At 65.2% G+C, this 15452-nt stretch carries 12 protein-coding genes and 1 pseudogene; 5 read left to right on the forward strand and 8 right to left on the reverse strand.

The window, feature by feature from the left end; genetic code table 11:
- The first annotated feature begins 72 nt into the window (after positions 1-72).
- On the forward strand, positions 73-936 hold the full coding sequence (kynA, locus tag LWF01_RS03390) for a tryptophan 2,3-dioxygenase (protein ID WP_349639637.1): 864 nt from the start codon (positions 73-75) through the stop codon (positions 934-936).
- Positions 936-2216 carry a kynureninase gene (gene kynU, locus LWF01_RS03395; protein WP_349639638.1) on the forward strand — a complete coding sequence of 427 codons (1281 nt, stop codon included), beginning with the start codon at positions 936-938 and terminating at the stop codon, positions 2214-2216. Before kynA ends, kynU begins: the two co-directional genes overlap by 1 nt.
- 34 nt (positions 2217-2250) lie before the next feature.
- Here the strand turns inward: kynU and LWF01_RS03400 are convergent, their stop codons facing one another.
- The 8 genes and pseudogenes from LWF01_RS03400 to LWF01_RS03435 form a co-directional block, all read right to left on the reverse strand.
- Complete coding sequence (locus LWF01_RS03400) at positions 2251-3501, reverse strand: DUF6716 putative glycosyltransferase (protein WP_349639639.1); 1251 nt, start codon at positions 3499-3501, stop codon at positions 2251-2253.
- Complete coding sequence (locus LWF01_RS03405) at positions 3498-4538, reverse strand: hypothetical protein (protein ID WP_349639640.1); 1041 nt, start codon at positions 4536-4538, stop codon at positions 3498-3500. The genes LWF01_RS03400 and LWF01_RS03405 overlap by 4 nt, the downstream gene beginning before the upstream one ends.
- A gap of 59 nt (positions 4539-4597) precedes the next feature.
- Positions 4598-5941, reverse strand: a complete 1344-nt coding sequence (locus LWF01_RS03410; RefSeq protein WP_349639641.1) for a polysialyltransferase family glycosyltransferase — start codon at positions 5939-5941, stop codon at positions 4598-4600.
- Positions 5938-6987: a glycosyltransferase family 2 protein gene (locus LWF01_RS03415; RefSeq protein ID WP_349639642.1), complete on the reverse strand. Its 1050-nt coding sequence runs from the start codon at positions 6985-6987 to the stop codon at positions 5938-5940. Before LWF01_RS03415 ends, LWF01_RS03410 begins: the two co-directional genes overlap by 4 nt.
- Entirely contained in the window at positions 6988-8988 is a 2001-nt protein-coding gene (locus tag LWF01_RS03420) for a glycosyltransferase (RefSeq protein WP_349639643.1), read from the reverse strand. It lies immediately after the preceding gene.
- 35 nt (positions 8989-9023) lie between these two features.
- A complete protein-coding gene (locus LWF01_RS03425; RefSeq protein WP_349640813.1) occupies positions 9024-9926 on the reverse strand; it encodes an N-acetylneuraminate synthase family protein in 903 nt (300 codons plus the stop codon).
- A gap of 162 nt (positions 9927-10088) precedes the next feature.
- Positions 10089-11201, reverse strand: a pseudogene (locus tag LWF01_RS03430) (cytidylyltransferase domain-containing protein); the annotation flags it as partial.
- 138 nt (positions 11202-11339) lie between these two features.
- Complete coding sequence (locus LWF01_RS03435) at positions 11340-13097, reverse strand: L-aspartate oxidase (RefSeq protein WP_349639644.1); 1758 nt, start codon at positions 13095-13097, stop codon at positions 11340-11342.
- A 77-nt stretch (positions 13098-13174) separates the two neighbouring features.
- Here LWF01_RS03435 and LWF01_RS03440 point away from each other — a divergent pair, with 77 nt between their 5' ends.
- The 3 genes from LWF01_RS03440 to LWF01_RS03450 all read left to right on the forward strand — a co-directional run bounded on the left by LWF01_RS03440 (position 13175) and on the right by LWF01_RS03450 (position 15270).
- On the forward strand, positions 13175-14182 hold the full coding sequence (locus tag LWF01_RS03440) for a LysR family transcriptional regulator (RefSeq protein WP_349639645.1): 1008 nt from the start codon (positions 13175-13177) through the stop codon (positions 14180-14182).
- 381 nt (positions 14183-14563) lie between these two features.
- Entirely contained in the window at positions 14564-14941 is a 378-nt protein-coding gene (locus LWF01_RS03445; RefSeq protein ID WP_349639646.1) for a VOC family protein, read from the forward strand.
- Between the two features lie 44 nt (positions 14942-14985).
- Positions 14986-15270 (forward strand): DUF1905 domain-containing protein, encoded by a 285-nt coding sequence (locus tag LWF01_RS03450; RefSeq protein WP_349639647.1) that lies wholly within the window; start codon positions 14986-14988, stop codon positions 15268-15270.
- Positions 15271-15452: the final 182 nt, after the last annotated feature.

The following is a 15452-nucleotide window of genomic DNA, read 5'->3' on the forward strand; positions in this document are numbered from 1 at the left end:
CGATCATGTCAGCTGGCTCTGACAGTGCTCAACCGATTTACCGGCGAGCCGGGTCGATTACAGTTAGATTCCGTGAATGACAACGACGTACAGGCACCGGCGGATAACACCCGCTCGCTGGAGAAAGAGATAGTCCAGGACCTTCGTGGCTCGACGTACGGCGACTATCTGCAGCTGGAGACCCTGCTCTCGGCCCAGCAGCCGGTCTCGGGGCACCACGATGAAATGCTCTTCATCATCCAGCATCAAACCACCGAGCTGTGGCTCAAGCTACTGATTCACGAGCTGAAGTCAGCTTGTGAGCACATCGGACGCGATGACCTTCGTCCGGCGCTGAAACGGCTGGCCCGGGTAAAACACATCCAGAAGCAGCTCGTCGAGCAGTGGTCGGTGCTCGCGACCCTGACGCCGGCCGAATACAGCCAGTTTCGCGGCGAGCTGGGCGAGGCCTCCGGATTCCAGTCGGCGCAGTACCGGGAGCTGGAATTCCTGCTCGGTAACAAGAACGCAGCGATGATCAAGGTGTTCGACCATCACCCGGAAAACCAGCGGGTGCTGCGCGAAACCCTCGAGGCGCCAAGCCTTTACGACGTCGTGCTCAGGTACCTGGCCCGGCGTGGCTACGCCATCCCGCGCGAACTGCTCGAACGCGACGTCACGGTTGCGCACACGCACAACGACGCACTGGTCCAGGTTTTCAAGACCGTCTACGAGCACCCCGATGACCACTGGGATGTGTACGAGACCTGCGAGGAGCTGGTCGATATCGAGGACACTTTCCAGACCTGGCGCTTCCGGCACTTCCGCACTGTCGAGCGGATTATCGGTTTCAAGCGGGGAACCGGCGGCTCATCCGGGGTGCCATTCCTGAAGCGAGCCCTGGACCTGACGTTCTTCCCCGAGTTGTACACAGTCCGAACCGAGGTTGGAGAGTAATGGCACTCAGCCGCGCCGACGCGAGGTCACTTGACGCACAGGACCCGCTCGCCCCGTTCCGAAGTCGTTTCATTGAGCAGCCGGATGACGTCATCGCCTACCTCGACGGCAATTCGCTCGGCCGGCCGCTGAAGGCGATCGACCAGACATGGAACACCCTGGCCACCCAGGTATGGTCGCAGCGGCTGATCAGGGGCTGGACCGACGACGCCGACGGCGGGAACTGGCTCGAGTTGCCTGAGATCGTCGGCGACGAACTTGCCGCCGCTGCACTGGGCGCGGCGGCCGGGCAGACAGTGATCGCGGACTCCACCACGGTGAACTTCTACAAGGCGATGCGTGCGGCCGTGAACCTGCGACCGGGCCGGAAGAAGATCATTGTCGACCGGGAGAACTTCCCTACCAACCGGTACATCGCTGAATCTGTTGCTTCAGACCTCGGCCTGGAGCTGGTCTGGTTGCGGCCGGATCTGGCAACCGGGGTGAGCGCTGACGACGTCGCGGCGGTTCTCGACGATGACGTCGCCGTGGTCACGTTGAGCCATATCGCCTACCGTTCCGGCTTCCTGGCAGATATGTCCGCCATCACCGCGCTCGCGCATCGGCACGGCGCTTTGGTGGTGTGGGACTTGTGCCATTCGGTCGGAAGCTTTCCGATCACGCTGGACGCCGACGACGTCGACTTCGCTGTGGGCTGCACCTACAAATTCGTTGGTGCTGGGCCCGGAGCGCCGGCATTCAGTTACGTGAACCGGCGCCATCACGCCGATTTGAACCAGCCGATCTGGGGCTGGCTGGGACGCGCGGATTCATTCGAGATGGAGCAGGGCTATCGGCCGGCCGCCGGAATCCGGTCGATGATTTCCGGGACCCCGCAGATTCCCGGCATCCTGGCCGTGCGCGAGGGCGCGCGGGTGATCGGCGAGGCGGGAATCGACACAATTCGGGCTAAGGCCGTTCGGCTCGGGGAGATGGTGATATCGCTGGTGGACGAGTGGCTGGGGCCCCAGGGATACCGGCTCGGCTCTCCGCGGGATTCGGACCAGCGCGGAGCACACGTCAGCATTCTCAGACACGACGCCCGGCAGCTGAACGACGCACTGATCGGCGCCGGGGTGATCGGCGACTTCAGGGCGCCGGACGCGATCAGGCTTGGGCTGTCTCCGCTGGCCAACAGCTACGAAGAGGTGTGGTCGGCACTCGAGGTGATCCGGGACCTCGACAGGGCCGAGTACCCCGGCCAGGACAGGCCTGCCGAGTACTTCGACAGGGCCGAGTAGCCTGCCGAGCAGCCCGGCAGGTGACGAAGCCCGCTCAGGGCGTGGTCGCCGCGCGATAGCCGGATTGCAGGCGGCGTACCAGCCGTACCGCCGGAGCAGGCAGCGCCGTTCTGATCTCTGCGCGGACCCGGCGGATCCGAAGCTTCCGTACCCTGGATGCCGTCTCGGGGAGAGCGCCGGTCCGCGAGCTTGCTGCCAGCCGTTCGAAGGCGTCCTGCAGCTTCGAATCCGCCGGGTGGAAGTAGTTTTCGCCGAGCCACTCCCTGGCCGCATATCGAAATCGGCCGGCGGCCAGGTCGGCCAGGCTGCCAACACAGCCGCTGCCGATGAACGGAGTGTTCAGCATCTCGTCGTTGACGCCGAAGTCATCGACGATCTGGACGGGCAGTTGCGCATCGATCGCCTCGAGTGCCGCGGTCGAACTCACGGTGGCAAGCACCGTGCCCTCGCCGAGGTGCGCCGACATCGGACCGTCGACGAACCGTAGCTCGTCGCCGCGGACTTCGCCGCGCCGTGCCAGGTGCGTCCACAGCTCGTCGTAAGGGTGATGCTCGAGGTGGGTTTGTGCTTCGCCTGGCCGCGCCCGCAGCTTGATGTCGACGTCGGTCGAGGGGGATCGGCGCTTGCACGCGGCGAGGGAGAGCAGGATCTTTTCCCGGTCAGCGACGGCCACCGGCACCTTGGCCTGAGCGGCGAATACAACCCGGTCGGGCGCGGGTGCGTCTCCCTGTGGGAAGTTGGCGTGATCGACGTCGGCGGTCAGGAATGGCAACCTGGACAGCAGAATGTCCACCGGCAGTTGCAGCGACGCCGCGCGCTCGCGGAATTGCCGTTGTTCGGCGTAGCTGTGCGTGATGAATGCGTCGCTTAATGAACGGTATCGAAGTGCTTTGAAAGTTGCGGGCAGCGCGACGCCGGGCAGTCCGGTTACCAGCGCCGGCCTGTGTTCGATCCGGGCAGCACTGACCAGGATCTGTTCGGCGACAGGCCCGGTCGCTGCCGCCAGCACCAGGTCCGGCCCGCGCCTCGCCAGCTCGGCGCCGAGCCTGGCCCGTTCGATCACGGCGGTCGGTTTGTCCTGCTGGAAGGTTCCTGTCGTCGCGGCGGCAATCTGAGCTCCGGTCGGCAGGATCGGCGTTCTGAGCAGAAGGACGTCGCGTCGCCAGTCCGCGGGAAGCGCGTCAAGGGTCGCGCAGCCCCACTTCAGATAGGAGTCGCTATCGCAGACGGCTAGTATGCTCGGTTGGCGGTCCGGGAAGCGCCGGGATTCGGGCCGTGCGGTCATGCCTGATTGTCGCAGAGGGTACTGCCGAGATGGCTGCGCAGCGCTGCCGAGGCGTCCGATGTCCACCAGTGTTCGGGCACGGTGCGCGGTTCAAGCGCGACGCCGGTCGAGCCGAGGATCAGTTTGAGCGAGACGAACGCAGTTGTCGGCAGGCAGACGACTTTCTGCGGCGGTTGCAGGCCGCGAAGCCGCATTTCGACCGGCAGATTGTGGCTGGCGACGTTGATGTTCGGATGCGCGGCGAGATCGAGCAGCATCTGAGCTGATTCGCGCCGGTGCGGGAAGTACCGCAGCTCGGAGCGGTCGGCGATGCTGATGATCCAGGCCAGATAGGATTCGGCGTCAATCAGTCCGTCGGCCGGCATCGCCGAGCCGATCACGATCGTGGGTTCCGATACGGATTCGGTCACCGGCTGCTCCGCCAACCAGTCGAAACGGTGCGAAATCAGCCTGCCGCCGAGAGCCCGGAATGCCTGGGCAGTGGCCGGCGGTACCGGGCACGCAGTGAATACAGTCAGCCGGTTCGCCATCGCGAGGCGGCGTAACTGGCGCCATGCCGCCAGGCCCAGGCCGATCCGGGACGGAGTCGGCCGAACCCGCGGCCGGATCAGCGGCGTCGGCCGGGAGGCCGTGATGGTGCGCAGCAGATTCAGCGTCGCGAGCCCGTCATCGAGGATCACGACGGAGTCGGCAGCCACGCCCCGGGCCAGTTCGAGCTGCACCCTGCCCGAATAAGCATCACCGACGGACCAGCAACTCGAGCCCACATCGCGTGGCGATGGGAGGGCAAGCGTGGGTGTGGTGAACAGCAAACCATCGGGCATCGAACGTCTGAGCAGTGAATCAAGAGCGGCGGGCATGCCGGTCGAATCCCGCCGCGGATGGACCAGGGTGCTCCGGCCCAGAACCCCCGCGGTGTGTGCCTCGACGGCGCTCAGTAGCTGAAGCGGAGATTCAACCCAGGCCGACGCCCGTCCGACGCCGATCGGGAGGTCACGGTTACTCATCGAACCCCTGGCCACTGTTGGTGTGCTCATGGTCTAAACCTAAAGCCGCTGGATTGCCTGCCGGTGTCTTTCAAGTGACGGGCAGATGACTACTGAGGAGTCCTTCGAGTGCGCGGGATGTCCTTGCCACGTGCCAGCGTGGTTGGGACCCTGCCGATGAGCCGACGCCGGACGGCGCCCAGCTGGGCGCGCAGTGTGCGCCGCCGGGAGATCGTGACAAGTCCGAGTGACTGCAGGCGGCGTCGCTTGAAGTAGCGCATGTCCGCAGTGCCGATCGCCCCGCTCACATACTCTTCGGCGCGGGGTTGCAGCTCGTGTAGGTTGTCCGGCTGCATGCAGTACGACACCGCCTCGATCAGCGGCTGCAGACCAGCGACGGGTTTATCCCGGGCAATCAGGGCGTCGACGATGGTTACCGGAATCCGGTTGCTGTTCTCGTACGGCGCGAGTCGTTCCAGCAACAACTCGGTGCCGACCGCGATCGGCTCGATGCCATAGATGGACCGGGCGGTTGCCAGCGCAGTGGAGAAACAACCGACGACGCGGCCCGGCTTCAGCCGCTCCATCAGCACCTCGGCTGGCATAGGCAGCGTGACAACCGAGAGCTCGACACTCAGCCTCGAGGCTGCGGCGCGTAACGGTTCGAGCGATGCGGCCGGCGCGCCGGGATGCGGCTTGAACACCACCCGGCTGCTGCCGGCTGCCACGGCTGACTCAATCATTCGTACATGCAGCGTGCTTTCCTCGTCCTGGGTGAGGATGCCGAGTGACGAGAGGTACTGGCCGACCACAAGGGCGGTGGCGCCATCGGGGGCCGGGAGACCGATTCGGTCCAGCTCGGTGGCCAGGGCATCGGTGATCTGCCCGATCGCTTTCCGGAACGGGTCAGGTCCGAGCGGGACCATGTCGACCCGGCATTCCCGGAGCAGCACCGGATCAAGCCCGGGCACCAGCTCGAGATAGATCAGCTTTTCCAGTCGTTGCTCGACGCTCAGAGGTACCGGGTTCCGGGTCGGCCCGAAGCTCATCAGGCCGTCGGAATGGATCGTAATCAGGCTGTCGTGGAACACCCTCGCCAGCGCGATGGCGGGGTTGACCTGAATCGATTCCAGCACCAGTTCGACCGGCTGATTGCCGAGGCGCCATTCGGTGCGCAGCAGGCGTTGCAGAAGTGACAGGTCGGCGTCCCGAGGCGACCAGTCGTTAGGGTGCTGCGGCGCCAGCGTCTCGTTGAGCTGAACGACCCGGTCGTACCGGTTCAACACAGCTTCGGCACCAGGCACGTCGTGCAGCGCGTCGGTCAGTTCCGGCGCATACGAATTGTTGGCCACCAGGAGTACCCGCTCATCCGCGTCGCCGAGCAGTCCCTCATCGATGGCTGCTGCGACCGACACGGCCTGGAACAGCGTGGAGGCAAGGATCAGCTGAATCATGCGCTTCGCCTTCCCACGGTTCGGCCGAGCATCGGCCGTCCGGAGCCGGCGGCGCGGCTCCACCAACCGCGGTTGCCGGTGGCGATGGCACGAACCATGGCGAAGCGCTTCTGATCGAGCTCAGACAGGGCACGATCGAGCACATCCGCGGGCATCAGCCGGCAGAGATTGGCCGCCCGCTCCTGAAGTTCACGCCGCACAGCCCCGGTCATCTGTTCGCTGCGGCCGACCTGATGGGCAAGGATCGCCAGGAAGTTCCGCGCAGCTTTCGGCCAGAACGTCCCGGCGTCGTCGTCCGCTGCGACGAGGGCAAAGACGCCGGCAAAAGCCGGAATGAAATCCAGCTGCCGCCGATCGAAGATCTGGGTGAGTGAACCGGGGATGCCTCGCCGGTAATAGATGCCGGGGGAGTCGAGCACCGCGAAGCTCTCCGCCTGCAAGTGCAGCCGCCAGATCCAGGAGCGGTCCTCGGCGGTGTGCAGCCCGGTCGGGAAGTCGAGCAGCCCGGCGTCGGCAACCCGGCGGTTGAACATTCCGGCCCACGCATAGGGGTAGTCGACCATAGTTGGCGCCGAGGTTGGCAGGATTCCCTGGCGAGGGTTGAGCGATATCCCACGCCGGGCGAACGGCGCCCTGCGCAGCGACCGCTTCCTGCCCTGCACGCTGATATGGTCCACCCTGATGAAATCAACGTCGAGGTCCTTCAGGTTCCGGGCCAGCCAGGGCAACTGACCTGGTGCTAGCCAGTCATCGGCGTCCAGGAAGGCGATGAACCGGCCAACCGAGGAGGCCACACCCTGATTGCGGGCGTTCGCCAGGCCGGTTGGCGTGTCGTTGTGCAGCACTCGAAGGCCCGGCAGCCTAGCCGAGAATCCCTCGGCGATATCCCCGGTGTCATCTACGGAGCCATCGTTGATCACGATCACCTCCAGCTCCCGCGGATCATCGAACTGGCGGCCGAGGCTGCCCAGGCTGGTCAGCAGGTATTCCCCGGAATCCTTCGCCGGAACGACCAGGCTGACCAGCGGTTTCTTGTGCGGGCTCATTCAGTCCCTTCCGGATGTGCCACTGGGCGTGGCCCGCCCGGCGATCAGATTGGCGGCTATCAGTGTGACGACCCGTGAGCCGAGCGCGGTGGCATCACCGAGCCGGCGCTGTTTCAGGCTCACATCGCGGAGCAGTTTAAGGTTTGCGACGGAGCGCGGATTCTCGGCAAGGTTGCGGCGGGCTATCCGCTCGGCGCCCGCGACATCACCGGCGCCGAGCAGCTCGCGTCCCTTGCGATGGCCTTGCCGGAGTGGGGGTTTTGCCGGTGTGCCGCTCTTTGCGGCAGGTGATGGCGGCTTGGATTGTTCCGGCGGTGGTGCAGGGGCTATGTCCTTTTCTGCGCCAGGCAGCTTGAGCGACCAGTCGCGGAGCAGGTCACGGAGCTCGAAATCCTCGAGGTACTCGAACCAGAGTGAGTTCAGCTCGGCATAGTCGTCATTACCCTTGTGCTGGATCCAGGGTTTGGCGCCGACGTAGTGGATCACGCGGACGTCGTGGTCGTTGAACAGGCCCGGATGGGCGAAGAAGATCCGCTTGGTGGTGTTGTATTCGATCGGTAGCCGGGTCCAGTCAGTGATGTACTCGTTGAGAAAGCCCTGGTCGCCGCCGTCGGCCGAGCTCAGTCTGGCGACCTGGTTCAGCATGTCGTCGAAGACCTCCCGGGACGGCTGATAGCCGAAGACACCGGAATTGAATCCTTCGTTGTCGGTCCCCCATCCCGCGTCGGGCACCGCGCAGAACCCGTCGCGTTCGAACAAGTCGTCCAGCGAGCGTCGAACTATGGTGTCGCTGTCGATGAATACCGCGCGATCGAGAAAGTTCAGCCGAAACGCGTTCAGTTTCGTGTAGGTTGCGGCGAACCTGGACTGCACACCCTTGCGGTCGGTCACCGGATTGATGATCTCCGGCACGTCCACGCACTCGATACCGCTGCGCTGCAGGGCAAGCTTGTTGGTGCCCGGCGTGCACATCACGATGAGCGGAACATCGCTGACCTGCCGCAGCGAGCGCGCAAGTGCCCGGGCGCCGTGATGATAATTGCCGGAGGCGAGCGTGACATAGCCGCATTTCCTGCCGTTGATCAGCGCGAACTGGGTGCCGGCGCCAGCCGATGTCCGGAATACGACCTGGCCGCCGGCGTCGTCCGGACTGATGCTCAGATGGCTCTTCGGCCTGCCCTGCATCTGGGTGGGCTGGGTTGCAAGGGTCGCCGCCGCGGCGTCGCCAGCTACGGCCGGCGAACGTGGTGCCGGCGAACGTGGTGCCGGCGGAATGAGCTGGCGCAGATGGCGCTGCTCGCCGAGATTGACGATTTCGGCGTCCGGGAATTCCAGCAGGCATGACTTCGCAAATGCGAGGTCGAAGTCGATGTCGTGCCCGGAGTCGACGCCATGCCCGGAAATCCGGTCCGGATGTCCGGCTGCCTTGGCCGTCTCCTGGCTGAGACTCCGGCCGTATCGGGCGTCCTTGTGTTCGAACAGGTCGATTCCGCTGAGATAGATCTTGCGGAAGCCCGCCGCCAACCCGAACCCGAGCGCCTGCAGCGCGGCCGACGGCCTCATGCTGCCCATGAAGTGCCGGGCCAGCCGGGGATGGCCCGCGATCAGGGCCCAGGGGTCTGCCTCGGTCAGCCCGAGAGTCAGCAGGGCATTTCCGTGCTGCTCTCCGGTCCGGGTGGACTGCAGGCGCAGGGGCGAAAGCAACCTGTCGACCGTGTAGCGCCCGGACCGGATCTCGTCGGCGAGCTTCAGTTCGAGCCCGGCGTTCGGCTCGGCGTGAAAGAAGGCGTCGACGTGGCGGCCGAAGTGGTAATGACTTTCGGTGAAGAACCAGTCCAGCCGGAACACCACGGGGTTGGCTGGAATCCGGTCGTAGGCGGGAAAACACGCAGAGGGACCGTTGCCGACAACCAGTAGTGGACGGGAGACGTCTGCTGCGAACGAGACCATTTCCGCCGAGCCTGGGTCGGCATCGGAGGCAAGCAGTCGCGGGTAGGTCATGAACAAGGTCCTTCTACGTTCGTAGTCGAGGTGGTTCAGGCGTTGACGCGGCGCAGCCGGGAGAGTGGCGCCTCTTCGCCCGGGAACACCCGCTTCTCGCCATCACCCAGCGCGTCTTCCAGAATCCGGATGTCACGGATCAAGGTGGTGAGCCCGCGCGGCTCGAGCGATGCGCCGTGATCCGAGCCCCACATGGCGCGGTCAAGGGTGATGTGCCGTTCGACGGCGACGGCGCCGAGTGCGACGGCCGCCAGCGAAATCTGCAGACCGGTTTCGTGGCCGGAGTAACCGACCGGCACGCCATATCGCTGCTGCAGCGTGTTGATGGTCCGCAGGTTGGCTTCCTCGGCGGGCAGCGGGTAGGTCGAGGTGGCATGCAGGATGACCAGCTTGTCGGTGCCCAGGATCTCGACCGCCTTATCGATCTGGGGCAGAGTGGACATCCCGGTGGACAGGATGATCGGCTTGTTCGTGTCGCGCAGGGCGCTGAGCAGCTCGATGTCGGTGACCGAGGCGCTCGCCACCTTGTGGGTGACGACATCGAACGATTCCAGGAACTCGACCGAGGGCACGTCCCATGGCGAAGCGAACCACTGCAGTCCCTTCTCGGCGCTGTACCGGGCGATCTCGTTGTACTCTTCCTTTTCGAACTCGACCTTGTACTTGTAGTCGAGATACGTCATCTCACCCCACGGCGTCTGGCGAATCTGGCTCTTCTGCGCCTCAGGGGTTGAGATCTCAGGTGTGCGCTTCTGGAACTTGACCGCCTGCGCCCCTGCCTCGGCGGCGACATCGATCAGCTTCTTGGCGTTCTCGACGTCACCGTTGTGGTTGATGCCGATTTCGCCGATCACGTAGACAGGCTGGTCCGGCCCGACCTGGTGCTCACCGATGGCGACTGGACGGGCAGTGGTCTGGGTCTGGGTAACTGCTGTCATTGTTGCTCCTTGTGTTGTTGGTGCGCGGAGTGTTGTTGTGGTCAGGTTTTCGGGAGAGAGTTGGTCGCATAATTCACGAATGGCGCCCTGCCCACCGTCTCGCTGCAGGACGAGCCGCGCCGCGGACTTGACCTCCGGGTGGGCGTCTGCCACCGCGATCGGCCAGCCAACGACATCGAAAGCTTCGAGGTCGTTGACGTCGTTGCCGATGTAGCCGACGCGCCGGGGATCGAGCTGCCGGTCTTCGATCCAGCCGCGCAGCACCTCGGCCTTGTTGTCGATGCCCTGTCGCACCTCGACCCGGAGTTTGCGTGCCCGGGCGGAGACCACGGGGTGGCGTTCCTTGGACAGAATCAGAAGCGGCATCCCGGAATCACGCAGCCGGGCGATTCCGAGTCCATCGCCGCGGTGCACCCGGACTCGTTCATCGCCTTCGTGGTCGATCCAGGCGCAATCATCGGTGTGCACGCCGTCGAAATCGGTGACCAGCGCGTCGATGTCCGGCCGCTCGGGCTGATCGATCAGTGGCGCCATCGCACGTGCCAGCTCAAGGTCGGCAGGCGTATCGATTTCGAGAGCGAGCTCCTCGGGCACCGGTTGTAGCGCGATCCGGTCGAAGAAGCGGTGGCCGTGCCGGCGGAATCCACTGGTGCGCATGACGTAGAAGGCGCCGGTTTCGCGGAACTGCGGCTCACGATCCTGGCGGCGGGGGCGGAAATCGGCGCTGTGCCCGATGGCGAGTGCCTGACCGCCGGCCTGTCGTGCCCAGAGGAAGCCGTGGTCGAGTGCGGCGGCCAGAACCGAATCGGCCTCGTCATCGTGCACCCGCCGAATCGCCTCGCCGAGTTCCTCGGCCGGGATGAATGGCGAGGTGCACTGCATCAGGACCGTGATCTCAGGGTCGGGGCCCGGGCTGTGATCCAGGGCGTGCAGAACCGCTGATTCCGAGCTCGCTTGATCGCCGGCGAGGTCCGCCGGTCGGCCGATCACCGAGGCTCCGGCGGCTCGGGCTTCGGCGGCAATGTCGTCGTGATCGGTGCTGACCACGACTCCGCTCACGCCCGGGGCGGCGCGAGCGGAGTCGATTGCCCGGGTGAGGAGAGTGCGTCCAGCGACCCTGCGCAGGTTCTTAGCCGTGATTCCCTTGGAACCGCCGCGGGCCGGGATGACGACCAGGGCAGTGGGGGTGACCGGGGCTCCGGCATCGGCCGAGTGGCCGGGGGTAGCTGGGGCGCCGGGGGTAGCCAGGGGAGCGGGGTTACTGGTGGGGCTCACAAACGATCACGCTAGGCAGCCCCGATGGCCGGCAGGTTACGCCGGCGTGACCGGGTGGTGGAACGTTCGCGTCGGCTGGCCGAAGGTCCGGTGGACGGGAGGTGACGGCCAGGGCAACGGCTGGGAACCGCTCGTCCACTACTCCACGAGTTTGCCCTCCTGGCTGATCTCGTCGGTGCGCATCAGCTCGGCGACCTCGGGATCGACGGGCGGAATGTCCTCAGCCACGACGCCGGTCGTCGGCGACCACACGAGGTTGACCTGCAGGCTCTCGTCCTGTTCCGGGTAGTCGCTGCGGTTGTGGCAGCCTCGTGTCTCGCGGCGTTCGAGTGCGCATTCGAGCGTGGCCCTGGCCGCGAGCACCGAGGACTTCAGGTCGAAGGCATGGGAGAGGTCGGAGAATCCTGCGATGTCGGGGTGGATTCCGACATTCCCCAATCGCGCTTCGATGTCGGCAAGCTTCTCGAGGCCGGCCAACAGTCCGGCCCCGTCACGGACGACACCGGCGTGCTCGGTCATGAGGTTGCGGACCTCGCGCTGCAGGGCCCTGACGTTCTCCGTGCCATCGGCCGCGAGCAGATCATCGATCTCCGCACGCGCCTCGGCGATGGCATCCTTCGAACGCATCTGCGCCTCGAGCCCATCGGAGTAGGCAACAGCGGACCGGCCGACGATCCGGCCGAAGACGAGGAGTTCGATGAGTGAATTGCCGCCGAGGCGGTTGGCTCCGTGCAGGCCGGACGAGGCCTCGCCGATGGCCCACAGTCCCTCGACGTCGGTGCTGTGCTCGACCGGGTCGACCCACACCCCGCCCATCGAATAGTGGGCGGTCGGGGCGATCTCGATGGGAGAGGTGGTGATGTCGAGCATCTGCGTCTCCATCATCGTCTGGAACACGCGGGGCAGGCGGTTCATGATTGTCTCGCGCGGCAGGTGGGAGACGTCGAGCCAGACGCCGCCGTTCTCGGTGCCGCGACCCTCAGCGATCTCGGTGTAGGCAGCGAGTGCCACCCGGTCGCGGGTGGACAGTTCCATCCGCTCGGGATCGTAGCGTTCCATGAACCGCTCCCCCCGGCCGTTGCGCAGGATCCCGCCTTCGCCGCGGGCCGCCTCAGAGACCAGGGTGCCCGCGGCGTTCTCCGGCTCGATGATGCCCGAGGGGTGGAACTGGACGAGCTCGGCATCACGCAGGCGGGCGCCTGCCTCGACTGCCAGGCGGAACGAGTCGCCGGTGTTCTCATCACGGCGGGAGGAGGTGCGACGCCAGATCCGGTTGTGTCCACCGGCAGCGAGGATGACGGCGTCGGCGTGGATGCGGTAGCCGGTGCCGTCGATGACGTCGAAGCCGTAGGCGCCGAAGATGCGGCCGCCTGAGACGAGCAGTTTCGTGATGTAGACGCGGTCGAGGATGGGGATGTTCAGTGCTTCGGCGCGATGAATGAGGGTGCGCTGGATCTCCAGTCCCGTGTAGTCGCCGGCGAATGCGGTGCGACGCCAGGTGTGGGCGCCGAAGAACCGCTGTGAGATCCGACCGTCGGCCTCCTTCGCGAAGTCCATTCCATAGCGCTCCAGGTCGGCGATGCCCTGGGCTGCTCCCTGGGTGACGATCTCGACGGTGCGAGGGTTGGCGAGACCATAGGATTCCTTGATCGTGTCGGCCGCGTGCTGCTGCCAGGTGTCCTCAGGGTCCATCGTGCCCAGTGCGGCGTTGATTCCGCCAGCAGCCAACGAGGTGTGTGCATCGTCCTTAGGGCGCTTGCCCACGGCGAGGACATCGGTACCCGCCTCGGCGACCTCGATGGCGGCGCGAAGGCCGGATCCGCCGGTGCCGATGACCAGCACCGAGGTGGAGATTGAGTGTTCGTGTCGACGGAAGCCGTCCTGTGTCGTGTTCATATTTTCCACGGTAGATTTGCCTACTTAATACGTCCAATGCATTGTTCGGCTCACGTCCATAGCGATACGCTATTGCCATGAATCTGGAACAGCTCTCGAGCTTCATCGAGGTCGCCAACACTGGTCATTTCACGAAGGCCGCTGCCGCCCTTCACCTGGCACAGCCCTCGTTGAGTCGCCAGATCTCGACCCTGGAGAAGGAGCTCGGGGCCGAGCTCTTCCACCGCGCACATGGGCACATCTCCCTGACCGCGGCCGGCGAGACTCTGCTGCCCACGGCACGGAGAATGCTTGCCGACGCCGAGGCGGTGCGCCGGGACATGGATGAGCTCGCGGGACTGCGCAAGGGCCGGATCCGCCTCGGCGCGACACCGACCCTGTGTGTGAGCCTCGTCGCCGAGGCGATCAGCCGGTTCCACAACGAGCATCCCGGGGTCGAACTCGAGCTCATGGAGAAAGGGTCACGGCAGCTCATCGAGGCGCTGGGCACGGGTGAGCTCGATCTCGCGCTCATCACACGCACCCTCGACCTCGGATCACAGATGCCCAGGCTGAGGATGCAGGGAGTTCTCAGCGAGGACCTCGTCGTGATCGCGGCCGCCGAGGCGGGGCGGGATGGCGCGGGTGGTAGCACAACGGGTGGAGGCGCCTCCAACACTTCGGATGAAGCCGATGGCACTATTCTGCCCGGTGGCTCGATCACCCTGGCCGAAGTTGCGGCTCTGCCCCAGGTGCTGTTCCATCACGGTTACGATCTGCGCGCAGCCACCTCGGCGGCATTCGAATCAGCCGGACTCGCACCGCACATCGTCGTCGAGGGGGCGGAGATGGATGCGGTCCTGCGGTTCGTCGAACTGGGATTGGGGGTCGCGATCGTTCCGGCGATGGTGCTCGTCGACCGGCCTCGCCTCACCTCGGTGCCGCTGGTGGAGCCGAGCCTGTCGCGCACGATCAGCCTCGCGAAGCGCGCGGATGTGCGGGCGACGAAAGCGGCAGCGGCAATGGAGAAAACCATCCTCGCCACCGCACGGGTCCTCACCGCCGAGGAAGCCGGCCTGGCTCCGTACGTGCGGCTGGCGAGGTGACCGACTATGGCGCAGGGTGGTGTTCGCCGGTGTACCGGCGGGCGACGTTGAGAGCGACCTGCTCCAGTCCGAGCACGTCGTACGGCCGACGGCGTCTCGTGTTCCTTGACGGTGCCCGGCGCATGCTGGCCGAAGTTCGGGTGGCTGCGAGGGTGAGGCCAGGGCAACGCTGGGAACCGGGCTGCGAATCACTTTCCGTCGGGTTGATCCTTCCGGGAAGCGAGTCCCGGACGAGCTGGTAGGACCTGTTCTCGATGAGGTCCTCGATGAGGTCCTCGATGATCCCGTGGTCGGCGTCGAGGCACGCGCCGCCCGGCTCGCGGTCGTCTTGCCGCGGAGGGATGACTTTCGGCGCACTGTGGGATTTAATCAGGCATGACGATGACGACGAAAGTGCTGAGCGTGTCCGTTCCGGTGGCCGATCAGGATGCAGCGGTGAAGTTCTACACCGAGGTGCTGGGCTGTGAACTTCGCACCGATGTGGAGATCTGGCCGGGTGCGCGGATGATCGAGGTCGTGCCACCGGGCTCGAGTGTTTCCCTGGTGCTCCTACCCCCGGACGGCCAGATTCCGATCGCGATCCGCCTGGGCACCCCTGACGCTCAGCAGGCCCACGACAAGATCCGCGAGGCCGGGGTGACCCTGCACAACGAGGAATTGATCCGCATGGAGGGTGTCCCGGCGATGTTCTCCTTCACTGACCCCGACGGCAACGGCCTTGTCTACCTGGAAGACACCGACGAGAACCAAAGTCGGTGACAACTGAACCGAGCCATCCAACTGGATGGGGGAGGACCACGACCATGACCGAGCCCCAGCCTTTAGACATCGCGTTCACCGCTCGCCTGGGCAAGGCCCGTCCAGGCGACACCTGGACCTGTGTTCAGCTACCTGACTCAGCACAGATTTTCGGCACCCGAGGCTTGGTCAAGGTCGCTGGAACCGTGAATGGGCACCCGTTCACTGGAGCGTTCATGGCCTTGGGAGACGGCACCCATAAGCTCCCCGTGGCCGCTGCCATCCGTAAGGCCATCGGCAAGAACGACGGTGACGACGTCGACGTACACCTCACCGAGCGGCTCAACTGACGCTCTAGTACATGACGCCTGGTCAGGGATCGTTGGACGAATCAGTTGCGGCATTACCGATAGGGGCATACAGACGCCGTGCCTCACCCAACTTCTACAGGTGCCGGATGCCGAGAATCCACCCCTACATCCTCACGGGAGCGATGGCTGCTATCTGGTCTAAACGACTTTCGGTTACTTGG

Origin of the sequence: Saxibacter everestensis, from assembly GCF_025787225.1 — a bacterium.
Taxonomy (GTDB): domain Bacteria; phylum Actinomycetota; class Actinomycetes; order Actinomycetales; family Brevibacteriaceae; genus Saxibacter; species Saxibacter everestensis.